Genomic DNA, 26,712 nt, shown 5'->3' with positions numbered 1-26,712 from the left:
AACAGATCAGCCGGTGGCTCCGGACCCTGACTGTAAGCTTTCGGCAAACCGCCGTACGTGAGCGAACGCTTCTCCGAAGTAGGCCTCATATGTTTCCTGTTCGACGAAGCCGAGATGCGGCGTGCAAAGGATGGCCGGGTGATTAAGGTAGGGCGCGGCGCCGTCTGGTTCCTCTTCGAAGACGTCAAGCGCCGCCATGCCCGGGCGCCCCCGTGCAAGCGCTGCGAGCAGTGCCCCCGGAGCCAGAAGCTCGGCACGGCTCGTGTTTACGAGCAAGGCATCAGGCCGCATCGTCACCAAATCCTCGACGCCGATCAGGTGTCTCGTTTCCGCGCTGAACCTGAGATGCAGGGTCAGCACGTCGAGCTGAGCGAGGAATTGACGGCGCTCAGCGATGAACTCGTAGCCCGCATTAACCGCCGCCTCGCGCGACTGATCTCGGCCATGCACGACCACGCGCATCCCGAAAGCGTGGCCGATTGCGGCAACGCGGCTGCCTATCTTGCCGAGGGACCAAACGCCCAGCGTTCGGCCATGCAAGGTCCTTCCGAGTCCTTCGTCCGTAAGGTGCGATCGGGTCCGCTGCCAGATTCCGAGGGAAAGACGCTCGGCGTAAGGCACCAAGCGGCGCGACGCTCCGAGGATCAGGGCCCATGTAAGTTCGGTGGGTGCGATGGGATTTCCTGTGCCATCCTGCACTTCGATGCCCCTCTTCCGGCAGGCATCGAGATCGATGCAACCGGAAAGGCGCCCCGTCTGGACGACCAGTTTCAGCCGCGGCAGAGCCTCGACGATGCGCGCCGTGATCTGCGTTCGTTCGCGGATCAGCACCAAGCAATCGGTATCCCGCAGGACCTCGATCAGGGCGTCTTCGTCCGCAATCCGTTCCGTAAGCGTGTGCAGGGTCACCGAAACGCCAGCGAGTTCCTTCGTCGCCTTAAGGCGCGGGACTACGTCTTGGTAATCGTCGAGCACGGTCGCCCTCATGGTGGTTCTCCTGTAAATGGTGCGACGACCAATTGCGGAGCCTGCGCGAGAAACGCGTCACCGTCGGCATCCCGGCCCAGCCCCTCCAGACTCATTCGCTGCCGACACCCACCGGGTTCGGCATCCGCTTCTCGATCGCCCACTTCAGCAGCGCGGCGGTGCGATAGATGCCATGGGCGAACTTGCCATAGGGCATCGTCAGGAACAGTGCCATCACCGCGCCAAGATGCACAGCAAGGAGCAGTGCCATCGCCGAGGTATCGCGTCCCGCAAGAAGTGCCAAGCCTGTCGCACTGGTCAACAGCAGCAGCGCGATGAAACCGCGGTCCATCGGTTTCTGCGCGGCGTCCCCGTGCTGCGCATTGCGCCGCACATTCAGCCACAGCAATCCCGTTGGGCCGATGAGCAAGCCGATACCGCCCAGGGTGCCGAGCAAAACCGGCAGGCTCGTCAATGCGTACGGCGCCTCCCACCCGAATGCGTAGTGGTAAATCGTCGCCACACCCGTCGCCGCAAAGCACAGCATGAAACCGTAGAACGTCAGGTGGTGGAAGCGTCGCCGCGCAAGTGTGTTTGCATCGTCCTCGTTCGGGCAACCCTGACCATGCCCACCGTCGAGATACTTGAGCTTGAGCACGTCCTGCGCCGTCTCTGCGATCGCCACTGCACTGGGCTCGCCTGCTGAAATCCCGCGCCAGAACTTCGCCACGCCCAGACCCAGCGCGACCGCAACAAACAGGAACACCGGTCCAAACATCGACACCAGCAGGTTGTGCGGGAAGATCGCGTAGAAATCACCGGCAAGTGGTGCATGGAACAAGGTGCCATTTTTCGCCAGCGCCATCGCGAGAAAGAGCGCGAGTCCGACGGCGAGTGCCAGCGCAACCGTCAGGCCGTTATTGCGGTACAGCGTACCGAGTGCGCTCGGCCATGCGAAATCCGAGTAAGTCTGCCCGCGGACCTTGGCCATCGCCTGCGGGATGTTCACCGCGAACTCGTGCGGCGGTGCGTACTGGCACGCGTGCAGACAGGCACCGCAGTTGTGACAGAGATTCGCGAGGTAATGGACGTCGGCCTGATTGAATTCGAGTCGGCGCGTCATCGCCGGGAAAACCGCGCAGAAACCTTCGCAGTAACGGCAGGCGTTGCAGATCTTCATCACGCGTTCGACTTCGATTTCGGCTGAGCTGGGCACGACGATGCCCTCGGCGAGATCGCTCGCTTCGCGGAGCAGGGTTTCAAGCTGCTGCATGTTCGACTCCTTCATTCTTGGCCGCCGCGGCCGCCGAAGTGCCCGCGATACGCCCGAATACCGTGCCGATCGTCATGCCGACGCCCGCGGTGTAACCCTGCCCGAGTACGTTGCCGGCCATCATTTCGCCTGCGACAAAAAGATTGCCGCTCGGCTCGTCCGCGAAATACGCCGCCGCCCGCTCATCGACCTTGAGACCGAGGTAGGTAAAGGTGATACCGGGCTTGAGCGCGTAGCCATAGTAGGGAGGGGTATCGAGCGGCAACGCCCAGTGCGTCTTCGCTGGCGTCACGCCGTCCGTATGGCAGTCATCAAGCACCGTGTGATCGAAGGTGCCGACGCGGCATGCGGCGTTGTACTCGCGCACCGTGCGCACGAAGGCGAGCGCGTCGAGACCGAGCTGGTGTGCGAGCCCTTCGAGCGTGTCGGCTTTCGCGCCGGGGAACACCGGCGGCATGAAACGCCCGATCGCCTTCGCGTCGATCACCGAGTACCCGACCTGACCGGCTTGCTGGGCGACGAGGCGGCCCCAGATCGCGTAGCGCTTGGGCCAGAAGTCCTCGCCCTCGTCGTAGAAACGCTGCGCATGCTTGTTCACGACGATGCCGAGGGACACGCAATCGATCCGCGTGCAGATCCCGCCGTCGTACAGCGGAGCACGCGCATCGACCGCGACGCAATGCGATTGCGACGGGTCGCCGATGGTGTCCGCTCCCGCCTCCATCATCGCCTTCAGCAGCACGCCGCGATTGAAGCGCGTGCCGCGGATCGCGAAGTTGTCGGCCGGCCACTCGCCGTCGGCGTTCTGGCCCCAGGCTTCGCGCAGCCATTCCCGGTTGGATTCGAAGCCCCCGGACGCGAGCACGCAGGAACGCGCCGCGATGCGTTCCTGTCCGATCCAGGCGGCACGGAACTCGCCGTCGACCACTTCCAATCGATCCACCGGCGCCTCGTAGCGGATGCGCACCCCGAGCGCTTCGGCACTGCGGTAATAGGCATTGACCAGCGCCTTGCCCCCGCCCATGAAGAAGGCGTTGGTGCGCGACAGGTGCAGCGTGCCGGACAGCGAGGGCTGAAAATGCACGCCGTGCTTGCGCATCCAGTCGCGACAGCGCGAGGACTCGCGGATCGCGAGGCGCGCAAGCCGCTCGTTGGTCCGGCCGCCGGTGACCTTCTTCAGGTCCTGCCAGAATTCTTCCTCGGGGTAGGCATCGGTGAGCACATCCTGCGGCGCGTCGTGCATACAGCGCAGATTCCGCGTATGGCTGGAATTGCCGCCACGCCACTCCCGTGGGGCAGCTTCCAGCAGCAGCACCGAAGCGCCTGCCTCGCGTGCCGTCAGCGCTGCGCACAAGGCCGCATTGCCGCCGCCGATGACGAGCACGTCGGGCGTGCCCAAGCTTGTTTGTTTCATGTCCTGAACTCCTATTGGCGCAGTTTTTTCTTCGCGCTTGGCCACCGGGACCGGGTCTCGCCACGCGTCGACGCTTCCACTATCGCGTCCGGCGCACCTGGCGCCCTAAGCCGGTCCGATATCGCCTCATCTCGATTCGAGATGGCTGCTCGTGACCCCGCGCCAACGCCCTTCCTCGATGAGCTGCCGCACCACCCTCGTCACCGTGCTGCGGGTCGCCAGCGCGGCAGGCGACAATTCGTCGTCCGAAAGACTGCACAGCAGATTGCGGCGCGACGTTCCTTCGTCGGCGATTTCGCTCCAGCACAGGCGCGACTCGGTCTGGCGTGCGAGGGCAGACCACGGCTGGAGCGTCGCCGCCATGCCGCGCGCAACCATGTCCATCAGCACATAAAGGGAATCGACCTCGGCGATGACCGAAGGCCGGACATCGAGCGCCGCAAACGCGGTGTCGATGACCCGCCGCAAACCATGGCGCGGAGTCGGCACGACAAGCGGCACGTTGACGATCTCGGCCAGCCGCGTCGGCAGGACCGCGGGCCGGGCGTCGCTGCCGCAGATGAAGAACAGCCGCTCCTCCAGCAGCGGCTGGACGCTGCAACGGCGGGCATGCCCGTTATCGAACAGCACTGCAAGATCGAGCTCGCGCCCGTTCAGCATCTGCCCGAGATGCCCGGACATACCCTCGACGAGATGGATGCGGATATCCGGATACTGCTCGCGCATCGCCTCGATCAGCGGGAAGCCGAGCACCCCGGACGTCGACGGCGCAAGCCCGATGCTGACGACGCCCGACAACCGCGATTGCTGGGCGGCCGATGCGGCCTCGTCGGCGTGGCGCAAGGCGAGTTGCGCATGCGACAGGAACGCGATGCCGGCATCGGTCGGCACCACACCTGTCGCCGTGCGTTGCAGCAGGCGCGTGGCAAGTTCACCTTCGAGACGCTGGATCTGCAAACTGACCGCCGACTGTGCGATCCCGAGGTCGAGGGCCGCCTGACTGATGCTGCCGAGTTCGATCGTGCGCACCAGGTAGCGCAGCTGTCTCAATTCCATGTCGTGCCCCTCCCGTTCGGGTCGCTCGGCCGCCCCGACGAGAAAGTCGTCGGGGACTGGCTCAGTTGGTGCTCAACACTGCGACATCGGCGAGCTCGTCGGATTCATCACCCCGGCGACTCGACAGCTCCTTCACCGGCGTCGCAGGCGCCGCGATCGGCGCTCGCGGCAGATCGGGCGTTCTCAATTGCGCGGCGCTCATTGCCCTGCTCCCGCCGCACGCTGCAGCACCTTGTCCACCATCACACCGGCCTGGCCGAGGTAGTTCGCCGGATCGCACAGGCGCGCGAGCGCCGCACGGTCGAGATGGACGTTGATTTCGGGATGCTCGGCGAGAATGTCGAGCAGCGGCCGATTCGTGCGGATCGCTTCGCGGCACAGGTCATAGACCAGATCGTGCGCGTACTCGCGCCCGATGTAGGGACCGAGTCCCATCATCACTGCCTCGGACATCACGAGTCCGTTCGTGAGGTCGATGTTGGCGCGCATCTTCACCGCATCGACCTCAAGGCCCTCGAGCACGAAGCGCGTCTGCTTGAGCGCCCCGGCGAGCAGGCAGAAGGCTTCTGGCAGCGCGATCCACTCGATCTCCCACGGGCCGGTGGAGCGCTCGTGATCGGCGATCATCGCGTCCATCAGGGCCGCCGCGTGCTGGCGCACGACCGACACCGCAGCGTGGATGTAGCAGCTCGAGATCGGATTGCGCTTCTGCGGCATCGTGCTGCTGGAGCCGCGGCCCGGGTGGAAGGGTTCGTACACCTCGGCGACCTCGTGCTGCATCATCAGCTTGACGTCCATCGCGATCTTGCCGAGCGATCCGCCGACGAGGCCGAGAAATGCCCCCACTTCGGCGATCGTGTCGCGCACCGTGTGCCAGGCGATATCCGGCTGCGCGAGCCCCAGTTCTTCCATGAGACCGGCCTGCGTCTCCATCGCGCCCGTTTCGATCGATGCGAGCGTGCCGCAGGCGCCGCCGAACTCACCCATCAGCACGCGCGGCTTGAGTTGTGCGAGCCGCTCGCGATGGCGTTCGATACCGGCGAGGATCGCCGCGGTCTTGAAGCCGAAGGTGACCGGAATCGCCTGCTGCAGGTTGCTGCGGCCGATCACCGGCGTGTCGCGATAGCGGCGCGACAGCTCCGCCAGTGCCTCCGAAATCGCCTTCAGTTCGCCGTCGATGATCTCCAGGCCTTCGCGCATCTGCAGCACGGTCGCCGTATCGGTGATGTCCTGCGTCGTCGCGCCCCAGTGGCAGTACTCGCCGAGCTTGTCGCGGCACAGCGCGTTGAGCTGCGAGACGACGCCGAGCACGGGATAGCCGATGCGCTCGGTCTGCTCCCGCAGCTTGTCCATGTCGATCTTGTCGATGTCGCAGTTCTTGACGATCTCGTCGGCGGCTTCCTGCGGGATGATGCCCAGCCGGCCCTGCACGACGGCGAGCGCGCGCTCGATGTCGAGATACTTTTCGGTGCGATTCCGATCGGACCACACCTGACGCATCGCGTCGGTGCTGAATATGTTGCCGAAGATGCTTGAGTCGATGATGCTCGCGCCCATGGCGGATTCTCCTGGAGTTGTGAAAGCGGTAATTCGTTTGAATGTCTGCTAGTTCGCGGTTAACCGCCGTGGGTGCAGCGCGCGAGGATGGCCTGTGCCTTGAGCACCACCGGGCGGTCGATCATCTTGCCGTCGAGCTGCACCGCACCGTCGGACGAAGCTGCGGCAGCGAGCACGCGCTCGGCCCAGTCCTTCTCGGCGGCCGACGGACGGCAGGCGGCGTGGATTACCGCGACCTGTTTGGGATGGATGCACAACTTGGCGCCGAAGCCGAACGCGCGCGCGAAGGCGAAGTCGGCTGCGATGCGGGCCTCGTCGTCGATGCCCGGCGTGACCCCGGCGACCGGCGCGGCGAGCTCCGCGCAGCGCGACGCGATCGCGATGCGGGCGGACGGGTAGATCAGGCCGGTCTCGTCGCCCGACAGGTCGAGGTCGGCGGCGTAATCGAGCGTGCCGAAGACCAGTCGCTGCACCCCCTCGGCGGCGGCGATCTCATCCACGTTGCGCACCCCGCGCGCGGTTTCGATCAGCGGCAGCACCCGCGGCGGCGAGGCCATCGCACCGATGACGCGCGCAATCTGTGCCGGCCATTCGGTCTTCGGCAGCATCACCTGGGTGACACCAAGTTCCTTCAGCAACGCGAGGTCGTCACCAAACCAGGTGGACTGGGTGTCGTTGATGCGTACCACGACCCGTTCCGCGTGTTCGGCATGTGACGGAAACCAGTCGGCGATCGCATCGCGCGCACGCGCCTTGTCGGCGGGCGCAACCGCATCCTCGAGATCGAGGACGATCGCCCCGGCGCCGGCCGCGAAGGCCTTGTCGAAACGTTCGGGCCGGTTGCCCGGCACGAAGAGATAGGTGATCGGCAGCTGCATGAAGGTCCTCCCCGTGCGTCGTTCAGATCACGCCGGCGCTGCGCAGCGCGGCGATGCGATCGGACGTGTAACCGAGCCCGGCAAGGATGGCGTCGCTGTGCTCGCCCAGCGCCGGCACCGGATCCATGCGCGGCTCGCCCTCCTCCCACGAGCCTGGCGGCAACAATGCGGGGACGGTCCCGACCGAAGTACCGACTTCGCGCCAGCGCTTGCGCGCTTGGAGCTGCGGGTGCGCCCACACCGCATGCATGTCATTGACGTGCGCATTGGCGATCTGGGCGTCCTCGAGGCGCGCGATCACCTGCTCGGCCGTGAGGCCCGAAAATGCCTCGACGATGATCCGGCGCAGTGCGTCACGGGCGGCGCTGCGCTTCGAATTGCTGGAGAAGCGCTCCTCGCTGGCCAGCCCCGGCTGCAGCAGCACCTTGCTGCAGAACGCCGCCCATTCGCGCTCGTTCTGCAGGCCGAGCATGACGACCTTGCCGTCGCCCGCCGGGAAGGGACCGTAGGGGTAGATCGTGGCGTGGCTCGCCCCGGTGCGGCGCGGTGGCGCGGCGCCGTCGAAGGCGTAGTACAGCGGATAGGTCGTCCACTCGACCAGACTCTCGAGCATCGAGATGTCCAGATGCTGGCCGCGGCCGGTCTTCTGGCGCTGCAGCAGCGCCGCCAGGATGTTGCTGTACGCATACATGCCGGCAGAGATGTCGGCGATCGACGGTCCCGCCTTCGACGGCTCCTCCTCGGTGCCGGTCACCGACAGGAAGCCGGATTCACTCTGGATCAGCAGATCGTAGGCCTTCTTGTCGCGATAGGGACCGTCGCTGCCGTAGCCGGAGATGTCGCAGACGATGATGTCCGGCTTCAAGGCCGAGAGCTCCGCGTACGACAGACCCAGCCGTGCGGCCGCGCCCGGTGCGAGGTTCTGCACGACGATGTCGGCCTCCTCGACGATCAGGCGCTTGAGGATTGTCTGCGCCTCCGGATCCTTGACGTCCAGCGTCAGGCTTTCCTTCGAGCGGTTGGTCCACACGAAGTGCGACGCCAGGCCGCGCACCCGCTCGTCGTAGCCGCGCGCAAAATCGCCGACGCCGGGGCGTTCGACCTTGATGACGCGCGCGCCCAGATCCGCGAGCTGGCGCGTCGCGAACGGTGCGGCGATCGCGTGTTCGAGGGTGATGACGGTAATGCCTTCCAGGGGTCTCATTGCATGCTCCTCACTTGATCACCGCGGTGGCTTCCATCGTCAGCCAGCCTTCGTGGTCCTTCGCCCACAGGCGGATCGTCTTGCCGTCCGCCTGCGGCTCGCCGCAGACGAAGAAATGGTTGATGTCGAACACCGGCCGCACCGCGCGGAACTCGTAGCGCACCACCTCGGCCTCCGGAATCTGGTGGCGCAGCAGGTCGAGCAGCAGCGTGGCAATCATCGGCCCGTGCACGATCAGGCCGGGATAGCCCTCGACCTCGGTCACGTACTTGCGGTCGTAGTGGATGCGGTGGCCGTTGAAGGTCAGCGCCGAATAGCGGAACAGCAGCACATCGTCCGGCACCCACTTCTTTTCCCACGGCGACGTCGCCGGCGCGGCCTTGGGCGGCGGGGCGACGTCGTCGGGCTTCGCCGCCTCGCGATAGACGATGTCGTGGAACTCCGTCAGCGCGACGTCCGTCTCGCCGGCGCGGCGGATCTCGTGGCGCACCTTGACGAACACCAGCGGGCCGGTGCGTCCGGTCTTCTCGCTGACGTCGTGGATGGTCGAGGTCCGCGTCATCGCGTCGCCGATGCGCAGCGGCTTGTGGAACTCGAACTGGCTGCCGGCCCACATGCGACGCGGCAGTGGCACGGGCGGCAGGAAACCGCCGCGCTTGGCGTGGCCGTCGGGGCCGATTTCGGACTGGCGATGCAGCGGCAGGAAGTACAGCCAGTGCCACAGCGCGGGCAGCGGGGTGCCGACCGCCGGACGTTCGGCGGGACGGTCGAAGGTCGCCGACAACGCGGCGTACGGGGTAGCCGTCGCGAAGTCAGAAACCTCCTCCGCGCGACCGATCCAGTCTTTGAGATTCATGCTTTGTTCTCCGTGGGGTACGATGAGACCTGACTGCGGCCCGGCAGCCCGATCGGGGCGCCGGGCGGCTTGTCACATCATTCCGAGCGTTCTGGGCAGCCAGGTGGAAAGCCCTGGCCAGTAGGTGACGACGACGAGGAATCCGAGCATCGACAACAACCACGGCCAGACGGCGACGGTCAGCTCGGTGATACCCATCTTGGTGATGCCGGAAGCCACGTAGAGGTTGAGCCCCACCGGCGGGTGGCACATGCCGACTTCCATGTTCACCACCATGATGATGCCGAAGTGCACCGGGTCGATCCCGAGCTTGACCGCCACCGGGAACAGGATCGGTGCAAAGATCAGCACGATCGACGACGGCTCCATGAAGTTGCCGGCCAGCAGCAGGATCACGTTAACCGCGAGCAGGAAGGCCACCATGCCCAGGCCGTGGCCCAGCATCCATTCCGAGAGCGCCTGCGGGATGTTCTCGCTCGTCATGATGAAGGAGAACAGCACGGCGTTCGTGATGATGTACAGCAGCATCGCCGACATGTTGGCCGAATTGAGCAGCACCTTCGGCACGTCCTTCAGCGACATGTCCTTGTACACAAAGACGGCAACAATGAATGCATAGACCGCGCTCATCGCCGCGGCTTCGGTCGGGGTGAAGATGCCCGTGTAGATGCCGCCCATGATCAGTACGATCAGGAACAGACCCCAAACCGACTCCCGGAATGAACGGATGCGCTCGCCGAACGTGGCCTTGGGCTGGCGCGGATAATTGTTCTTCTTGGCGCGCCACCACGTTACCCCGCCTAGCACACCCGCCAGGGCAATCCCGGGGATCACGCCCGCCATGAACAGCGCGCCGACTGACGTATTGGTCGCGACCGAATACATGACCATGCAGATCGAGGGCGGAATCAGGATGCCGAGCGCGCCCGACGTGGTGATGACGCCCGCGCCGAACTTGTTCGGGAAGCCCGCCTTGACCATTGCCGGCAGCAGGATCGCACCGATCGCGACGACGGTCGCCGGGGATGAACCCGACACTGCTGCGAAGAGTGCGCACGCCAACACTCCCGCTAGGCCGAGCCCTCCGTGCCAGTGACCGACCATTGCCGACGCGAAGTTGATCATGCGGCGCGCAACGCCCCCGTGCGTCAGGAAGTTGCCGGCCACGATGAAGAACGGGATGGCCATGATCTCGAACTTCTCGATACCGGTGAACAGCTTCAGCGCGACCGACTCCAGCGGCACCTGCGTCATCGTGAACAGGAAGGACAGAACGGTCAGGCCGAGCGAGATCGAGATCGGCATGCCGGTCAGCATGAGGGCCAGCAAGAGCCCGAAAATTACTGCAGCATTCATTTCGTCTTACCTCCGCCCTCGCCGCGCACGCTCTTCTGCGCCTCGCCGGCATCCTTCAAATCGTGCGGATGCAGGTTGTCTTCGAGCGCAAAACCGTCGAATTCCACACCGGGTCCCGCGTCCTCCAGGCCCTCGACATGTCCGTGGTCGTGATGCGGCAACTCACCCGTGCGCCAGAAGCTGTAAGCCACCTGCAGGAAGCGGAAGCACATCAGGCTCGAGCCCAGCGGAATGGCGCTATAGACCATCCAGGTCGGCCACTCGAGATCGGGCGTGGTCGGTCCTTCCACCACGTCGTCGAGCGACAGGCCGGCGAGCTCAAAGAAGGCGTAATGGGCACCGTTTTCCCACACGAACCCGCCACCGAGGGTGGCGACGATGCCGGTAAACAGGGCCCCGGCAAACAGACCGAAAAGGACGAACTTTCCGCGCAGCTGCGGCTGCAGCCTGTTGATCAGCACGTCCACGCCGACATGGATGCCGGTGCGCACGCCATAGGCCGCGCCGAACTTTGCCATCCACACGAACAGGATGATGGTCAGTTCCTGCGCCCAGCTCATGTTGATCGAAAGCAGCCAATCCTGGAGCCCAGGAATGGAAAAGCCCGAGGCATAGCGATGCATCACGGCGGCGAAGGTCACGAGCGTCGCCGTGCCGATCAACAACGTGATGAGCCATTCCTCGAGGTAGTCTAGGAATTTCATCGGAATCTCCCGAAGGTAGTGGGCGGGCAGGCGTAAGCCGCAGGCACAGCCTGCAAGGCCCTGCCCGCCCGAGATCTGTGCTGCGCCCTTACTTGCTCGCGACTGCTGCGGTTTCCTTGCGCACCGCGTCGATGACGTCCTTGCCGATACGGCTTGCCATCTCATCCTGCACAGGCGCCATCGCCTTGATCCAGGCGGCCCTTTCCTCCGGCGTCGGCGTGTGCACCTCCGTCTTGCCGGTCGCACGGATGCCCGCGAGGGCCTTTGCGTCGTCCTCGGCGGCAACTTTGGCGTTGTACGCTGTGGCGTCCTTCATCGCCCCCTCGAGCTCTTGCCGGATATCCACGGGGAGCTTCTCCCAGAAGGACTTGTTCACGACCACGACGTAGCCGCTGTAGGTGTGATACGTCAGCGTCACGTGTTTCTGCACCTCGTGCTGCTTCTGGGTGTAGAGGTTCGACAGGTTGCCGTCCGCGCCATCGACGACGCCGGTCTGCAGCGCCTGATAGACCTCGGAAAACGCCATCGTCTGAGGGATGGCGCCGATCGATTTCATGATCGCCTGATTGACCTTCGACGAATTGATCCGGATCTTCTGTCCCTTGCTCTGGTCCGGCGTGCGGATCGGCTTATTGGAACTCAGGACCCGGAATCCCGCGTCCCAGTACGACAGACCAACGAACCCGCGGGACTCCAGCTTCTTCAGCAACGATGTGCCGACGGGTCCCTGCGTCACCCGGTGCAGGGCCGCCTCGTTCGGGAAGATGTAGGGCAGGTCAAACACCTCGAACTCCTTGATGCCCGCCGGACCGAACTTGCCCGCGACCGGGGCGAGCATGTGGACCGAGCCCATCTGCAGCGCCTCGAGTTCCTCCTTGTCCTTGTAGAGCGTGCTGTTGGCATAGACCTCGATTTTTACCCTGCCCTTCGTACGCTCTTCGGCGGCCTTCTTGAAGAATTCGGCCGCCTGACCCTTCGGCGTGTCGGCTGCCGCGACATGCGAGAACTTGATGACAATCGGGGACTGAGCGCTGGCCAGGCCCGAAAAAGCAATGCCGACAGCCGCGGTGATGGCGAAGAGGGTTTTCATGTTTCGTCTCCTTGGTGTGTTGAATCTGTTTCGGTTCCAGTCCTACGGACTGTCTGGCCAGAACGTTTTGCTATATGCGATGCGCGTTCACGACGGCGAGCGCACGAACACCTCGCCGCTCAACAGGGGTCTCGCCGAAGTCACGAGGGATGCCGCGCTGATGACCGGTACTGCGTCGTGGGGATGGGCCGCAAGGTGAAGTTCGCAGGCCATCTGCCCGCTCGGGTGTTCGATGACGATGCGATTGGGCGAGTGCTCGTCAAGCTCGGCCAGCTCTTCGGCCACCGTGTCGGGCGTGTGGCAGGCAGCAGCCAGCGCTAGTGCGCCGGTGGCGGCGTGCACCGGATGGCAGCTAGACGGCACGAAATAGCGCGATGCGATGCTGCCACCTTGGCGTGGCGCCGCGATCATCGCGATCTTCGGCACCCCCCGATCAGGCGACACGACAAGCCCCATGAGCTTCGCCGCGGCAACGCGAATCTCCTCGAGCCGCTCAAGGAAGGCCGCGTCGCCATCGAGTTCCTGCTTGCTTTCGTGGCCACTCTTGCCAAGCGAAGCGGCTTTGACGAAGACGATCGGAATCGCGAAATCGATGCAGGTGACGGGCAAGCCCGCGATCAGATCCTGCGCGTTACCCGTCGGCAGCAGCCGCCCGGTTTTCGTCCCGGCCGGATCGAGGAAATTGAGTGTGATCGGTGCGCTCGTGCCCGGAACACCATCGAGGTGAAAGCTCCCGCTGTAGGTGACTTTCCCGCCCGGCGTCTGAACAAGCGCCTCGACATGCTTGCCGCTGTTGATGTTGAGGATGCGTACCTTCGTGACCGGACTCGACGCCCTGACGAGCCCGCGCTCGATCGCAAAGGGCCCCACCGCCGCCAGCATGTTGCCGCTGTTGGGCAGCACATCGACCAGATCGCGGGCCACGGAAACCTGCGCGAAGAGATACTCCACATCGGCGTCCGGCCTGCGCGACGGAGCCACAATCACGACCTTGCTGCTCAGGTCATTGCCGCCGCCCATGCCGTCGATCTGCCTCAGGTCGGGTGAGCCCATCGCCGCAAGCAACAGGCAATCGCGAGCCGAACGGTCTTCGGGCAGGTTCTCCGCCAGGAAGAACAATCCCTTCGAAGATCCGCCACGCATCAGCACGCAGGGAATGTGATCCACTTGCCTGTCTCCTTATTGCACGTTCTGCTGTTATGTGAGGCAATATTAGACATGCGTGCCTAGTTGAAGAAATGCAATAAATTCTGTTTTTATTGCGACTTCCGCATAGCCGAAGCCAACTACCCCCACCGTAAGTGCGCGGAGAGCAGATGAAGATCGATTTCGACGGCATACAGGCGTTCGTGGTAATCGCCGAACTGGGCGGATTCAGCAAGGCCGCCGAGCACCTCCATGTCACGCAAACAGCGCTCACTCGCCGGGTGCAGAAGCTCGAGGCTTACCTAGGATTGCGGCTCCTCGACCGCACCACGCGCTATGTCGAACTGACGGCCGTCGGGCGCGAATTCCTGCCCCAAGCCAAAGCCATCGTGGGGGAGATGACGCTGGCGGTGGGCCGACTGAAGGACATGTCGAAAAATGCCCGCGGGAGTTTCACCCTCGCGTGCGTGCCGACGATGGCCTCACACGTCCTGCCAGCGGCGATCCGGCGCTACATGCAATCCCATCCCGGCAATCGGGTGCGCTTGATCGACACGACCGCTTTCGAGGTTCGCGACGCCGTACTCCACGGCCAAGCCGAAATCGGCATCGGAATTCCAACGGAGCGCCATCCGGAGATTCTCGAAACTCTCCTCTTGGAAGAGCCCCTAATGTTTTTCTGCCGCGAGGAACACCCCCTCAGCAAGCGAGAATCCGTTACCTGGTCCGACATGCGCGAAACCGAACTGGTCGTCGTCAGTAGCATGACCGCAACGCGGGTGTTCATGGACTACCAACTGGCGAAGCGCGGAATAAGCCTCAGTGGCGCCTACGAAGTTCAACACCACGCCACGGCCATCAGTCTCGTCGCAGCGGGCGTCGGCACCGCCATTCTTCCTGCATCAACGCTCGAAGAGGGTGCGCGACCGGGCGTGTGCCGCATTCCATTGGTCAGCCCGGTGGTAAAAAGAAAGATAACTCTGCTTCGCCGCAAGAACAGCACCCTATCGCCTGCGGCAAACGCATTCTTCGAGCTGCTTAAGAACGGAGCCCAGTGAGCGTGGGTTTGCGACCTTCACTCGGCCCCCCTGTCGTCTGACCGGAGTGTCCGATGGGCGCCTCGCGGTAGTGAGCGAGGGGCAGCAGTACCCTGACGGCCGAACGACCGCTGGGGAGCCAAAGCTTTACAGTGGGGGATCATCACTGGGCCACAACACGCCACAGTTCTTGCGCTCGATGAACTTTGTCCGCTGCAACCAAGACTCGGGCATACCGCTGCAGCGAGAGGGGAATGTACCCTTGGCGTAACCCCAAAACGCAACAAGGGCCTGCATCGCTGCAGGCCCTTGTTTTGGTTTGGTGCCGTTGAAGTGAATCGAACACTCGACCTACTGATTACGAATCAGTTGCTCTACCAACTGAGCTACAACGGCGAAGAGCCGGGAATATACCGCAGGGTTTCGGATCGTACAAGTACCCGCCACGATCGAACAGCACAGGGTAAATACAGGGTCGACGACAGGGGTATAACAAAAGATATACTGCGCTCGTAACTTTCTGTTACTTGTCATCTGGATCGAATGCAATGGCGAAGACTCCGCAAATCGGCACCTGCCTGCTGTTTCCCGCAATCCTCGCGGTTGTACTAAGCTCCGCTGCCGCGGCGAGCCTGCACTTCATTCCGGCGCTCGCTCCATACGCCGCGGTCATCGTCCTGGTGCTTGGTCTCACATACGGCGCGATTTTCGTTGCCGCCCGGGCGCTCGCGCTGCGCCGGCTCGGAGGCGATCTGCCGGACGTCGTAGGCCTGCTTACCGGGATATCGGGCGGCCGGCTCGCGGCAAGCACGAATAACGGCGCAAGCGCCGACAGCGTCTCAGGTCACGCGGCGTCCGCCCAACGCACCCTGCGGGGCGTGGTCGACGACGTTGCGCGTGACGCACAGGAGCTCGCCGCCGACGTGCGGCGCATGTCCGGACAGACGACGGAAATGTCGCTCACGCTGCAAATGCAGGCCAGCACCAACCACGAGGTCGCGACGGCGATCCACGAGATCGACCGCAACATCACCCTCGTATCCCGACTCGCGGCCGACACCGAAGCCGACTCGCGCGACGTCGCCGAGTTGTCGCTCAGCGGCGAACAGTTCGTCGGCCGTGCCTCCGAGAAAATGTCCCGGATCGTGCAATCGGTGACGACCTCGGCCACGCAGATCGAATCCCTGGTCGCGAGCGTGCGCGAGATCGGAGGCATCGCCAACATCATCGCCGAGATCGCGGACCAGACCAATCTGCTCGCACTCAATGCCGCCATCGAGGCCGCACGCGCGGGCGAACAGGGCCGCGGCTTCGCCGTGGTCGCCGACGAGGTGCGCAAGCTTGCCGAGCGCACGGCGACCGCGACCGCCGAGATCACGCGCATGATCGGGACGATCCAGTCCGACACGAGCGCCGCGGTAACCCAGATGGCGGAGATCTCGCCCGAGCTGCAGAGCGGTGTCGCGGAGGCGCAGCACGCAGCGGACATGCTCCGCCGGATCAAGGATCAATCGCACGACGCACTGAAGAAGATTACCGAACTCGCCGCTGCAACCGCGAAGGAGAGCGCCGAGGCGAAAGAGATCGTCCAGGGCGTGGCGAACATGATTGCGGCGGCGGAGAAGACCGAAGCGATCATCCGCGAGACCGCAGGTACCGCCGCCAAGCTCGAGACGCATTCGACCAGCCTGCTGCAACGGCTGGCTTTCTTCACGCACCTCGGCGGCACGCTCGAACCCGCGAAGAACACCAGTCGCGCGGCGATCGCACCGGTCATCACATGGAACGGCGCTCTGGCAACCGGCCACGCGGACATCGACGCGCAGCACCGCAAGCTGATCGAGCTCGCCAACGCCGTGAACGCCGCGATGCAGCGCGGCGAGGAGCGCAGCGCGATCGGTGCGGTCCTCGACGACCTGGTCCGCTACACGGCGTTCCACTTCGGCTTCGAGGAAGACATGATGAAGAAGGCGAATTACCCCGACTTCTTCCGTCACCAGCAGCAGCACAAGCAGCTCGTCGCCGACGTGCTTGCACACAAGACCCGGTTCGACGCCGGGCAGGCGTTGTCGTCCGAACTGCTCAGTTTCCTGCGCGACTGGCTGGTGAACCACATCATGAAGACCGACAAGGCGCTTGCACGCGAACTCAGGCAGGCAGCCTGACGGCCGCTCAGGTCGCGCCCCCGGCGATCGACGGTTTGGCGATCGACGGCGGCGAGGACACCCAGTAGTCCGGGCGGCCGTAATGGTTCTTCAGGTGGTCGATGAACAGACGCACCCGTAGCGCAAGGCGTTTGCGCTGCGGAAACACCGCATAGATCCCCATCGTCGGCGCGGCGAACTCGTCGAGCACCGTCACCAGGCGCCCCGCCCGCAGATCGGCGTCGACTTCCCAGCGCGAACGCCACGCCAGCCCGTCGCCAGCCAGCGCGCACTGGTGCAGCACCGCACCATCGTTGCATTCGAGCCGCCCGCTCACCTTCACCGCGATCGTCTCGCCCTTCTCGCCGCAGAACAGCCAGCCGCGCTGCTGGCCGAGCGAGAGGCAATTGTGCCCGGCCAGATCCTGCGGCGCCGCCGGCGATCCGTGACGCGCCAGATAGGCCGGGCTGGCGACCACCACGCGCCGGTTCTCCGCGAGCCGGATCGACACGAGGCTGGAGTCCGGCAGCTCACCGATGCGGATCGCGCAGTCGATGCTTTCATTCACCAGATCCACGACGCGGTCGGTGAGGTCGAGCGTGCAGGACACGTCCGCGTTCATCTCCAGAAACTCGCGCAGCAGCGGTGCGACGTGCAGTCGCCCGAAGCCGGCCGGCGCCGACACGCGGACATGGCCGCTCGCCTTCACGCCCCCTAGGCTCACCGACGCCTCCGCATTGGCGAGGTCGTTGAGGATGCGCTGGCAATCCTCGAGGAAGGCCGCGCCCTCGAAAGTCAGCGAGATGCTGCGCGTCGTGCGCGTCACGAGCTTGACGCCCAGGCGCTGCTCCAGCGCGTCGAGGCGGCGACCGATCACCGCGGGGGTAACACCCTCCGCCCGCGCCGCCGCCGAGAGGCTGCCCTTGATCGCGACACTGACGAAGGTTTCAACCTGTTTGAACGCATCCATTTTTTACTTTTAGTAAAAGATCAATTGACCTGACAGGGTATTCAGTCTTATACAAGAGTTCAATACACTTCATCCTCAACGAAGGGCGGAGGAGACGCTGCCCGAACGACAGACGCCACCGTGGCCGGCAGCGATGCCGGCCACGCAAGGCGCGACCGACAACACCAGGACCCCCGCATGAAGCCCTCCGAGCGCATCCGCGCAGTCGCCTTCGACGCCTACGGCACGCTGTTCGACGTGTATTCCGTGGGCGCGCTCGCGGAACAGCTGTTCCCGGGCAAGGGCGAAGCGCTGACCGCGCTGTGGCGCCTGAAGCAGATCGAATACTCCTTCCTGCGCACCCTGTCCGGACGCTACAAGCCCTTCCTCGAGATCACCGAGGACGGCCTCGTGTATTCGGCGAAGAAGCTCGGCCTGACGATGAACGACTCGCAGCGCCGCCAGCTGATGAACCAGTATGCCTGCCTGTCGCCTTTTCCGGAGAACCTCGGCGCACTGAAGGCTTTGCGCGCGTTGGGCCTGCCGATGGCGGTGCTGTCGAACGGCACGCCGCAGATGCTCGACGTGGCGATCAAGAGCGCCGGCATGAGCGGGCTGTTCGACCATGTGCTGTCGGTCGACGCCGTGCGCCAGTACAAGACCGCCGACGCCGCCTACCAGCTCGGCCCCGACGCCTTCGGCGTGCCGGCGAAGGAAATCCTCTTCGTGTCGTCGAATGGCTGGGATGCCGCCGGCGCGACCTGGTTCGGCTACACGACCTTCTGGATCAACCGCGCCCAGCTGCCGATGGAGGAACTCGGCGTGACGCCCACTGCGGTCGGCCAGCGCCTGACCGACATCGTCGAATTCGTGCAGGCGCGTTGCGCGCCGGCTGCCCGCTGATGTCCGCGAGCGAGATTCTCATCATCGGACTGGCCGCCGCGATGGCGGGCGCAATGAATTCGGTGGCCGGCGGCGGCACCTTCTTCTCCTTCCCCGCCCTGCTCGCCGTCGGCGTGCCGCCGGTGGTCGCGAACGCCAGCAATGCGGTCGCGCTGTGGCCCGCCAGTCTGTCGAGCGCCTGGGCCTACCGCAAGGAACTCGCGCGCTTTCGCAAGGGCCTCGCCGCGCTGTCGTTCGTCGCGCTGGTGGGCGGCATCGCCGGCGGGCTGCTGCTGCTATCCACCCGGGACGACACCTTCTCGAAGCTGATCCCGTGGCTGTTGCTCGTCGCGACCGTGATGTTCGCCGGCAGCGGGCAGATTTCCGCGCTGCTCGCGCGGCTCCGCCAGCGCAGCGACGAGAGCCCCTCGCACGGCACCGTCGGTGGCCTGCTGTTCCAGCTCGGCGTGTCGATTTACGGTGGCTTTTTCGGCGCCGGCATGGGCATCGTGATGATCGCCGCACTCGCGATCCAGGGGCACCGCGACATCCACGACATCAACGCACTGAAGAACTGGCTGTCGGCCATCATCTACAGCGTCGCGGTGGTCACCTTCGTCGTCGCCGGCGCCGTGAGCTGGCCGCACACGCTGGTCATGATCATCACCGCCGCCATAGGCGGTTACTGGGGGGCAGTCGGTGCCCGCAAGGTGCCGGCCGTGTGGTTGAGGCGTTTCATCATCGGGGTGGGCAGCGTCCTCACCGTCTACTATTTCTACAAAACCTATCTCATCTGAAGAGCGAGGAACCATGAGCACGAGAATCCAATGCCATCAGCTGCAGGTCGACGCCGAACTGCACCGCTTCATCGAAACCGAAGCCCTGCCCGGCACCGGCATTGACGCCGGCGCGTTCTGGAAGGGCTTCAGCGAGCTCGCCAACGAACTCGCACCGAAGAACCGCGCCCTGCTCGCCGAACGCGACCGCCTGCAGACCGAGCTCGACAACTGGCACCGCGCCCACCCCGGCCCGATCGAGGACATGCCGGCCTTCCGCGCCTTCCTCGAGAAGATCGGCTACCTGCAGCCGGTGCCCGCGCCGTTCAAGGTCACAACCGCCAACGTCGATATCGAGATCCGCGAGCAATGCGGCCCGCAGCTCGTCGTGCCGATCATGAACGCCCGCTACGCGCTGAACGCCGCGAACGCGCGCTGGGGCAGCCTGTACGACGCCCTCTATGGCACCGACGCGATCCCCTCGGACGGCGGCGCGGAAGCCGGCTCGTCCTACAACCCGGTGCGCGGCGCGCGCGTCATCGCCTTCGCGCGTGACGTGCTGAACCAGGCCGCCCCGCTCGCCCAGGGCGACCACACCAAGGCCGCCGGCTACGCCGTGGAAAGCGGCAAGCTGGTCGTCACGCTGCAGGACGGCACCAAGACCGGCCTCGCCGACGCGTCGAAGTTCGCCGGCTTCCAGGGCGACGCCGCCGCGCCGAAGGCCGTGCTGGTGAAGAACAACGGCCTGCACCTCGAGATCCAGTTCGACCGCAACCACCCGATCGGCAAAACCGACGCCGCCGGCATCAAGGACGTGCTCGTCGAAGCCGCGATCTCGACCATCATGGACTGCGAGGACTCGGTCGCCGCGGTCGACGCCGAGGACAAGGTCCTCGCCTACCGCAACTGGCTGGGCCTCATCACCGGCACCCTCGTCGAGGCTTTCGACAAGGGCGGCAAGACGGTCGAGCGCCGGATGAACGCGGACCGCGAATACACCGCGCCCAACGGCGGCACGCTGCGCCTGCATGGCCGCTCGCTGCTCTTCATCCGCAACGTCGGCCACCTGATGACCAACCCGGCCATCCTGCTTGCCGACGGCGCGGAAATCCCCGAAGGCATCATGGACGGCGTCGTCACGGCGCTGATCTCGCTGCGCGACCTGAAGCTGAAGAGCAACTCGCGCACTGGCAGCATGTACATCGTGAAGCCGAAGATGCACGGCCCGGCCGAAGTCGCCTTCACCAACGAGCTGTTCGGGCGCGTCGAACAGATGCTGGGCCTGCCCGCCAACACCATGAAGGTCGGCATCATGGACGAGGAGCGCCGCACCTCGGTGAACCTCGCTGCCTGCATCAACTCCGCCGAGTCGCGCGTCGCCTTCATCAACACCGGCTTCCTCGACCGCACCGGCGACGAAATGCACACCGCGATGGAAGCGGGCCCGATGATCCGCAAGGGCGACATGAAGAGCTCCGCATGGATCCAGGCCTACGAGCGACAGAACGTGCTGGTCGGCCTCGACTGCGGCCTGCGCGGCAAGGCGCAGATCGGCAAGGGCATGTGGGCGATGCCGGACCTGATGGCCGAGATGCTGAAGCAGAAGATCGGCCATCCGAAGGCCGGCGCCACGACCGCATGGGTGCCGTCGCCGACCGGCGCGACGCTGCACGCGTTGCACTACCACCAGGTCGACGTCCAGGCCGTGCAGCAGGAGATGGAGAAGATCAGCCTCGCCGCCGAGCGCGACACGCTGCTCAACAACCTGCTGACCGTGCCGGTTGCAGCCACCGCGAACTGGAGCGCCACCGAGATCCAGCAGGAACTCGACAACAACGCCCAGGGCATCCTCGGCTACGTCGTGCGCTGGGTCGACCAGGGCGTGGGCTGCTCCAAGGTGCCGGACATCAACAACATCGGCCTGATGGAAGACCGCGCGACGCTGCGCATCTCCAGCCAGCACATCGCCAACTGGCTGCGCCACGGCGTCACCAACGAAGCGCAGGTCATGGAAACGCTCAAGCGCATGGCGGCCATCGTCGACCAGCAGAACGCCGGCGACCCGCTGTACCAGCCGATGGCTGCGGATTTCGACAAGTCCGTCGCCTTCCAGGCCGCCAAGGATCTGATCTTCAAGGGCTGCGCACAACCCAGCGGCTACACCGAGCCGCTGCTGCACAAGTGGCGCCAGGTGAAGAAGGCGCAGGGCTGATTCGCCTCCTGGGCCGGGCCTCGCGTCCGGCCGGCAAGCTCACGGACGGCACCGCGCATGCGGTGCCGTCTTTTTTCTTGTGCCGCCCGGTGTCAGCTTTCGGCCGGCAGCATCAGCCCTTCCGCACGCAGCGCGACGTCGGCGGGAAATGGCTGCGAACGGCGCGTCTCCGGGTTCAGGCACACAGCGGTGAATTCGCACATCGCCGCCAGCTCGCCGCTCTCGCTGCTCAGCAGCTCGTGGCGAAAACGGATGACCTTCTCGCGCATCTCCACCACGCCCGTACGCACGAAGACGGTATCGCCCGGATACAGCTCCTTCATGTAGCTGATGTTCTGCTGCACCGCGGCCAGCTTCAATTCCCCGCTGCGCAGCCGCGACGGACTCAGCCCGAGCATCCCGTAAAACTGCCAGCAGGCCGCATCGAAGAACTCCACGTAGGCGCGCACATTGATGTGCCCCATGTGATCCCGCTGCCATTCGTTCACCGTGCCGCGTGCCGTCTCCACCATCGCCATGCCTGCCTCCTCGTTCTTTCAAATTATTTGAGATCGAACGATAGATCGTGGCACGGTGCAGGGGCAATACCCGCATCCCGCCCCCCACCGCTCGGGTATCATTCGCCGCTCCGCACAATCCACCTCATTTGCATGGACATCATCACCGACATCATCCTGCGCGCCGGGCGCTCCGCGGTCGAACTTGCCCTGTTCGTGCTCCTGCCGGTGATGGTCGTCATGTTGTCGCTGATGCGCCTGCTCGAGGCCAAGGGCGTCCTCGACCGCCTCGTGCACGTGCTCGCCCCCGCGCTGCGTCCGGCCGGACTGACGGGACTGGGCATCTTCGCCGCGCTGCAGATCAATTTCGTCAGCTTCGCCGCGCCGATCGCAACGCTGACGATGATGGAGAGCCGCGGCGCCTCCGACCGCCACCTCGCCGCGACGCTGGCGATGGTGATGGCGATGGCGCAGGCCAACGCCGCCTTTCCGATGATCGCCATGGGGCTCGACTTCGGCCTGACCCTCGCGCTGTCCGTCGCCGGTGGCCTCGTCGCCGCCGCCGCCACCTACCACGGCTTCGCCCGCGGACTGTCGGCCGTTGAAGGGCAGCTCGACGAGACCCTGCACCATCGCGTCGCCGAAGACGCGAAGGGCGTGCTCGACGTCATCAACCGCGCAGGAGCGGAAGCCTTCAAGATCGCGGTGGGCGCGATCCCCATGCTCGTGCTCGCCCTCGTCGCGGTGATGGCCCTGCGCTCGAGCGGCGCCGTGGATCTGCTCACGCGCCTCCTCACCCCGGCAATGACCGCGGTGTCGATCGACCCTGCGCTGATCCTGCCGACCCTGACCAAGTACATCGGCGGCGGCACGGCCATGATGGGCGTGATGGACGAAATGCTGCGGGATGGGACCGCCAGCGTCGGGATGCTCAACCGCAGCGCGGGATTCCTCATCCACCCGCTGGATGTTCCCGGCGTTGCGGTGCTCATCTCCGCCGGCAGGCGCGTCGCCGGAGTGTGGAAACCGGCCGCGCTCGGCGCCGCGGTGGGGATCCTCGCGCGCACCGTCGGTCACGCGCTGCTGGCCTGACCGCGGCTTGCGCGCCGCTCAGAATTCCAGCGCGATACTAGCCCAGACGCGGGGATCGATGTACTGCGCGGGCACCTGCCCGGTCCCGTCGGCGTCACGCTCCTTGAACTCCGCCCGACGACCGTCCACCCCCTGCCCCGTCAATGCGACTTCACCGCGCGTCGGGCCGATCCGGAACGGATACGCCACCCGCACGTCCGTCCGGTGGAATGCCTTGACTGCCGTGTTGGGCGTCCACTGGAAGCGCCCGTAGCGGTAATGCGCGACGGAGAACTCCGCTCCGGCCGGAAGTTGCTGCACCCAGCGCAGCGTCGTCGCGCGCCGCGGCGCCGAATTCTCCATGTGGCGCTCCGCCTTCGCCGCATCCCTCCGCCCGAGCGCCGCAAACTCCGCGTTCGCCTTGGAGTCGATGACGATGAACGACTGGTTGAGCGTGAACTCCGTGCCCCCCAGGGGCGACCAGCGCAGCTGATACTCGGCCCCGCGAATGTCGAGGTCCTGCGCATTCATGTAATCGATGTAGCTGCCGCATTCCGGCGGACGCCGACGCAAACGGCTCAATCCGCGCACCTCGCAATCGGGCGGGGAAAGCGTCAAGGATGCGGGCATGATGCGATCCTTGACCTTCTCCTCGAACAGGCGGACGTCCACAAACACGCCCTGTTCGCGGAAATCGCCGAGATAGCCGATTTCCGTGACGTCGATGACCTCCTTGTCGAGACGCCCGCTCGCGTCGCGCTGTATTTCCAGCGGGATCACGCCGAAGGGAAGCCGGAACGGGGTCGTGTCGAGCGCGCCATAGTGCTCGCGCGACTTGGCCTCGGTCAGCGATGGAATGCGGTGTGCGCGCGAAAGCCCGACGCGGAGGGTCTGCCGCTGCGACAGGTGATGGTTCACCGCAAGCCGCGGCGCCAGCGACGTGTTCGACAGCGAATCGTTTTCCCAGGTCATGCCGAGGTTGGTCGTCCACGCATCCGACGGCCGCCATTCGAAGTTGCCGAACAGCCGGTGCACGGCTTGTCGCACGGCGTCACCGTCGCGGCCGTAGAACTGCCGCCCCTCGACCGCATCGTAGCGCGCGCCCGCCCCCCAGACGAGACGCGTGTTCGCGCTCGGGATCAGGGTGTGCTGGAAGTCGAGTTCGTCGCGGACCGTATCGATGCGTTGATCGATCTCGAGCCGGAAGGGGGTCGGCAATCCGACCGAACCGAGGAGGTTGTCGAGATCGGGGTCGGACACGGTGTAGTCGTCGCGATAACGCTCGGCCGTATGCGTGAAGCGCAAGGAAATCGCGCCGCCGTCGCTGATGGCATGCTGCCACGCCAGCGATCCGAAGGTCTTCGCCGCTTCGATCCCGCGCGCCGGATTCAAGGTCTCGCCCGCCACGCCCATGCGCAGACGCAAGTCGACGGCCCCCGCCTCCACCTGCAACTCGTCGGCCGCACTCAAGGGCATGTCGGCGCGCAGGTTGATGCGCCGATGCTCGCGCCTGTCGTCGAAGTGCTTGATGTTGTTGTCGCTCACGCTCTCCGCGGAGAGCCGGACCGATCCGTCTCCGATCCGCATTCCGACCCGCGCATACCGGTCCGCAATCCCGTCGTTACCCTGACCCGCACGCACACGGACACCCTGGGTCTCGACCGCGGAGCGCGTGACGACATTCACGACGCCGAGAAACGCATTCGAACCATAGGCTGCCGAATTCGAACCGCGGATCACCTCGATGCGTTCGATCTCGTCGAGTGACACGTCGATCAGGTTCCACGCGACGCCGCCGAAGAACAGCGGGCTGTACTGCGAGCGGCCGTCGATGAGGATCTGCAGCCCGCGCGGATTCTCGTCGGTCATGCCGTGGTAGACGGCATTCGGCGCGCCGTTGAACGAGTGCGCGACAAGAAAACCCGGCACCAGGCGCAGGAGGTCCGCGAGATCGCGCGCACCCGAGGTACGTATCGCGTCAGCATCGATCACGGTCACCGAGCCCGGCGCGTCGCGCAAGGGCTGCGCCAGACGCGACACCGACAGCACGACCGGCAGTTCGTCGAAGAAGGGGTCCTCGACCACGCGGGCAAGCGGTCCGATTTCATCTGCCCCCACGGCCGGCCCGGCAAGCGCAGCCATCAGGACCACTGAAGCGTTCCTTACCCCCATCTCCACCCCATTCGATTCCCGCACTGCAATCCTGCGTCGCGTTCGTCTGCCGCAGTGCGCAATAATGGTGACGCCCATTGGCGACCAGCCCGAAGTCCCCGCCACACGGCGCGTTCCGTCAGCCGCGCTGCGCGAAACACCCTATTCGTCATTGAACCAGAAAATTCACACGCGGCAACGCAACATTTCGGCTGAGCGGCGTCGAGTCTCCCCAAAATGGGACCAGTTGGCCTGCGATCGCCCGCGACGTCACGCCCGCGGTCCGCCTCGTCGAACGAAACGCTCGCCCTTACGCCGGGATCGCCCCAGACACTAGAATGAGGGCCACTTCGCGCGACAGGAACCACGCAATACGATGATCGGCGCACTCACCCTCCTGCTTGTCTTCCAGCTCATCGGCGAAGCGCTCGCCCGCGGGCTCGACCTCCCCATTCCCGGCCCGGTCATCGGCATGGGACTCATGTTTGCCGCCCTGGTCCTGCGCAAGGGACCGAGCGCGGAACTGCGCGGCACCGCGACGGGCATCCTGCAGCATCTCTCGCTGCTGTTCATTCCCGCCGGCACCGGCGTCATGCTCCACTTCCAGCGCCTTGCCGACGAATGGCTGCCGCTGACGGTAGCGCTGATCGCGAGCACCCTGCTGTCGATCGCGGTCTCGGCGCTGCTCCTCCACGCGCTTTCCCGGCACACGCCGCACGGCGAGGACCGGTCATGAAGCCCGCGCTCGGCGAGATCTGGGTCTACCTCTCGACCACGCCGCTGCTCGGCCTGACCCTCACGCTGCTCGCCTACCAGGGCGCGTTGTGGCTCTACCGCCGGGCGAACCACCACCCGTTGCTCAATCCGGTGATGGTCGCGGTGACCGTCCTCGTGCTCGTCCTGTCGCTCACCGGCACGCCCTACCAGACCTACTTCGACGGCGCGCAGTTCGTGCACTTCCTGCTCGGCCCGGCGACGGTCGCCCTGGCGATCCCGCTCTATGCACAGTGGGAACGCTTGAAGGGGATGCTGCTCCCGCTCCTCGTCACGCTCGTTGCCGGTTCGCTGACGGCCGCCTTGTCGGCCGTCAGCATCGCCGCGCTGCTCGGCGCGAGCCGCGAGTCGGTGATGTCGCTGGCGCCCAAGAGCGTGACGATGCCGATCGCGATGGGCGTCGCCGAGCGCCTCGGCGGCCTCCCCTCGCTGACCGCGGTGCTGGTGATGAGCACCGGCATCCTCGGCGCCGTCGGCGCCCGCTACGTCTATCGCCTGCTGCGCATCGATGACCACGCCGTACGCGGCTTCGCGATCGGCATCGCGTCGCACGGCATCGGCACCGCGCGCGCATTCCAGGTCAGCGAACAGGCCGGCGCCTTCGCCGCGCTGGCGATGGGGCTCAACGGCCTGCTCACCGCCGTAATGCTGCCTTGGATCCTGCCCTGGCTCGAGTCGCTGCTGTACTAAGCGCCGCCCCCCACTGAGCGCCGCCCCCC

The 26,712-nt window shown here is 65.2% G+C and carries 24 protein-coding genes and 1 tRNA gene; 8 read left to right on the top strand and 17 right to left on the bottom strand.

The features are described 5' to 3' along the window. Positions 1-6: 6 nt before the first annotated feature. The 13 genes from GPA27_RS09005 to GPA27_RS08945 all read right to left on the bottom strand — a co-directional run bounded on the left by GPA27_RS09005 (position 7) and on the right by GPA27_RS08945 (position 13,503). Positions 7-987: a D-2-hydroxyacid dehydrogenase family protein gene (locus GPA27_RS09005; protein ID WP_169139661.1), complete on the bottom strand. Its 981-nt coding sequence runs from the start codon at positions 985-987 to the stop codon at positions 7-9. Between the two features lie 91 nt (positions 988-1,078). Then, the gene (gene tcuB, locus GPA27_RS09000) at positions 1,079-2,239 is read right to left on the bottom strand and encodes a tricarballylate utilization 4Fe-4S protein TcuB (RefSeq protein ID WP_169139659.1); all 1,161 of its coding nucleotides are present in this window, start codon (positions 2,237-2,239) and stop codon (positions 1,079-1,081) included. Then, positions 2,226-3,653, bottom strand: coding sequence for an FAD-dependent tricarballylate dehydrogenase TcuA (gene tcuA / locus GPA27_RS08995; protein ID WP_169139657.1), 1,428 nt, complete (start codon positions 3,651-3,653; stop codon positions 2,226-2,228). The genes tcuB and tcuA overlap by 14 nt, the downstream gene beginning before the upstream one ends. A 126-nt stretch (positions 3,654-3,779) precedes the next feature. Continuing rightward, positions 3,780-4,709 (bottom strand): LysR family transcriptional regulator, encoded by a 930-nt coding sequence (locus GPA27_RS08990; protein ID WP_169139655.1) that lies wholly within the window; start codon positions 4,707-4,709, stop codon positions 3,780-3,782. A 61-nt stretch (positions 4,710-4,770) separates the two neighbouring features. Further along, positions 4,771-4,911, bottom strand: a complete 141-nt coding sequence (locus GPA27_RS08985) for a hypothetical protein (protein ID WP_169139653.1) — start codon at positions 4,909-4,911, stop codon at positions 4,771-4,773. After that, the gene (locus GPA27_RS08980; protein WP_169139651.1) at positions 4,908-6,266 is read right to left on the bottom strand and encodes a class-II fumarase/aspartase family protein; all 1,359 of its coding nucleotides are present in this window, start codon (positions 6,264-6,266) and stop codon (positions 4,908-4,910) included. The genes GPA27_RS08985 and GPA27_RS08980 overlap by 4 nt, the downstream gene beginning before the upstream one ends. Before the next feature lie 59 nt (positions 6,267-6,325). Beyond that, the gene (locus tag GPA27_RS08975) at positions 6,326-7,144 is read right to left on the bottom strand and encodes an HpcH/HpaI aldolase/citrate lyase family protein (RefSeq protein ID WP_169139649.1); all 819 of its coding nucleotides are present in this window, start codon (positions 7,142-7,144) and stop codon (positions 6,326-6,328) included. A 22-nt stretch (positions 7,145-7,166) separates the two neighbouring features. Further along, positions 7,167-8,348: a CaiB/BaiF CoA transferase family protein gene (locus tag GPA27_RS08970; protein WP_169139647.1), complete on the bottom strand. Its 1,182-nt coding sequence runs from the start codon at positions 8,346-8,348 to the stop codon at positions 7,167-7,169. 10 nt (positions 8,349-8,358) lie between these two features. Further along, positions 8,359-9,204: an HTD2 family dehydratase gene (locus tag GPA27_RS08965; protein ID WP_169139645.1), complete on the bottom strand. Its 846-nt coding sequence runs from the start codon at positions 9,202-9,204 to the stop codon at positions 8,359-8,361. A gap of 72 nt (positions 9,205-9,276) precedes the next feature. Next, positions 9,277-10,560: a TRAP transporter large permease gene (locus tag GPA27_RS08960; RefSeq protein ID WP_169139643.1), complete on the bottom strand. Its 1,284-nt coding sequence runs from the start codon at positions 10,558-10,560 to the stop codon at positions 9,277-9,279. Beyond that, on the bottom strand, positions 10,557-11,264 hold the full coding sequence (locus tag GPA27_RS08955; RefSeq protein ID WP_169139641.1) for a TRAP transporter small permease: 708 nt from the start codon (positions 11,262-11,264) through the stop codon (positions 10,557-10,559). Before GPA27_RS08955 ends, GPA27_RS08960 begins: the two co-directional genes overlap by 4 nt. An 88-nt stretch (positions 11,265-11,352) precedes the next feature. Next, positions 11,353-12,354 carry a DctP family TRAP transporter solute-binding subunit gene (locus GPA27_RS08950; protein WP_169139639.1) on the bottom strand — a complete coding sequence of 334 codons (1,002 nt, stop codon included), beginning with the start codon at positions 12,352-12,354 and terminating at the stop codon, positions 11,353-11,355. A gap of 87 nt (positions 12,355-12,441) precedes the next feature. Next, on the bottom strand, positions 12,442-13,503 hold the full coding sequence (locus GPA27_RS08945) for a 4-oxalomesaconate tautomerase (protein ID WP_256222866.1): 1,062 nt from the start codon (positions 13,501-13,503) through the stop codon (positions 12,442-12,444). 167 nt (positions 13,504-13,670) lie between these two features. Between GPA27_RS08945 and GPA27_RS08940 the strand changes: the two genes are divergently transcribed. After that, positions 13,671-14,558, top strand: a complete 888-nt coding sequence (locus tag GPA27_RS08940; RefSeq protein ID WP_169139635.1) for a LysR family transcriptional regulator — start codon at positions 13,671-13,673, stop codon at positions 14,556-14,558. Between the two features lie 299 nt (positions 14,559-14,857). Here GPA27_RS08940 and GPA27_RS08935 read toward each other — a convergent pair. After that, positions 14,858-14,933: transfer RNA gene (locus GPA27_RS08935), tRNA-Thr, on the bottom strand. A gap of 152 nt (positions 14,934-15,085) precedes the next feature. Here GPA27_RS08935 and GPA27_RS08930 point away from each other — a divergent pair. Then, on the top strand, positions 15,086-16,702 hold the full coding sequence (locus tag GPA27_RS08930) for a bacteriohemerythrin (protein ID WP_169139633.1): 1,617 nt from the start codon (positions 15,086-15,088) through the stop codon (positions 16,700-16,702). 7 nt (positions 16,703-16,709) lie between these two features. Here the strand turns inward: GPA27_RS08930 and GPA27_RS08925 are convergent, their stop codons facing one another. Further along, positions 16,710-17,651, bottom strand: coding sequence for a LysR family transcriptional regulator (locus GPA27_RS08925; protein WP_169139631.1), 942 nt, complete (start codon positions 17,649-17,651; stop codon positions 16,710-16,712). Positions 17,652-17,828: 177 nt separating this feature from the next. Here GPA27_RS08925 and GPA27_RS08920 point away from each other — a divergent pair, with 177 nt between their 5' ends. Genes GPA27_RS08920 through GPA27_RS08910 form a run of 3 tightly spaced genes read left to right on the top strand, consistent with a single transcriptional unit; the run spans position 17,829 to position 21,500 of the window. After that, a complete protein-coding gene (locus GPA27_RS08920) occupies positions 17,829-18,533 on the top strand; it encodes a haloacid dehalogenase type II (RefSeq protein ID WP_169139629.1) in 705 nt (234 codons plus the stop codon). Beyond that, positions 18,533-19,309 (top strand): sulfite exporter TauE/SafE family protein, encoded by a 777-nt coding sequence (locus GPA27_RS08915; protein WP_169139627.1) that lies wholly within the window; start codon positions 18,533-18,535, stop codon positions 19,307-19,309. Before GPA27_RS08920 ends, GPA27_RS08915 begins: the two co-directional genes overlap by 1 nt. A 13-nt stretch (positions 19,310-19,322) precedes the next feature. After that, a complete protein-coding gene (locus GPA27_RS08910) occupies positions 19,323-21,500 on the top strand; it encodes a malate synthase G (RefSeq protein ID WP_169139625.1) in 2,178 nt (725 codons plus the stop codon). 92 nt (positions 21,501-21,592) lie between these two features. On the opposite strand, the gene GPA27_RS08905 is transcribed toward GPA27_RS08910, so the two are convergent. Continuing rightward, positions 21,593-22,018, bottom strand: a complete 426-nt coding sequence (locus GPA27_RS08905; RefSeq protein WP_169139623.1) for an acyl-CoA thioesterase — start codon at positions 22,016-22,018, stop codon at positions 21,593-21,595. Positions 22,019-22,150: 132 nt separating this feature from the next. Here GPA27_RS08905 and GPA27_RS08900 point away from each other — a divergent pair, with 132 nt between their 5' ends. After that, positions 22,151-23,089, top strand: coding sequence for a nucleoside recognition domain-containing protein (locus GPA27_RS08900; RefSeq protein WP_169139621.1), 939 nt, complete (start codon positions 22,151-22,153; stop codon positions 23,087-23,089). An 18-nt stretch (positions 23,090-23,107) separates the two neighbouring features. Here the strand turns inward: GPA27_RS08900 and GPA27_RS08895 are convergent, their stop codons facing one another. Continuing rightward, entirely contained in the window at positions 23,108-25,210 is a 2,103-nt protein-coding gene (locus tag GPA27_RS08895; RefSeq protein WP_246261009.1) for a TonB-dependent receptor plug domain-containing protein, read from the bottom strand. Positions 25,211-25,595: 385 nt separating this feature from the next. On the opposite strand from GPA27_RS08895, the gene GPA27_RS08890 reads away from it, so the two are divergent. Beyond that, the gene (locus GPA27_RS08890) at positions 25,596-25,955 is read left to right on the top strand and encodes a CidA/LrgA family protein (RefSeq protein ID WP_169139617.1); all 360 of its coding nucleotides are present in this window, start codon (positions 25,596-25,598) and stop codon (positions 25,953-25,955) included. Further along, positions 25,952-26,683 (top strand): LrgB family protein, encoded by a 732-nt coding sequence (locus tag GPA27_RS08885; RefSeq protein ID WP_169139616.1) that lies wholly within the window; start codon positions 25,952-25,954, stop codon positions 26,681-26,683. Before GPA27_RS08890 ends, GPA27_RS08885 begins: the two co-directional genes overlap by 4 nt. Positions 26,684-26,712: the final 29 nt, after the last annotated feature.

The organism is Aromatoleum toluolicum, from assembly GCF_012911005.2.
GTDB lineage: Bacteria > Pseudomonadota > Gammaproteobacteria > Burkholderiales > Rhodocyclaceae > Aromatoleum > Aromatoleum toluolicum.
Note: the sequence above shows the minus strand (reverse complement) of the source record. Positions and strands in the feature narration are given on the sequence as shown.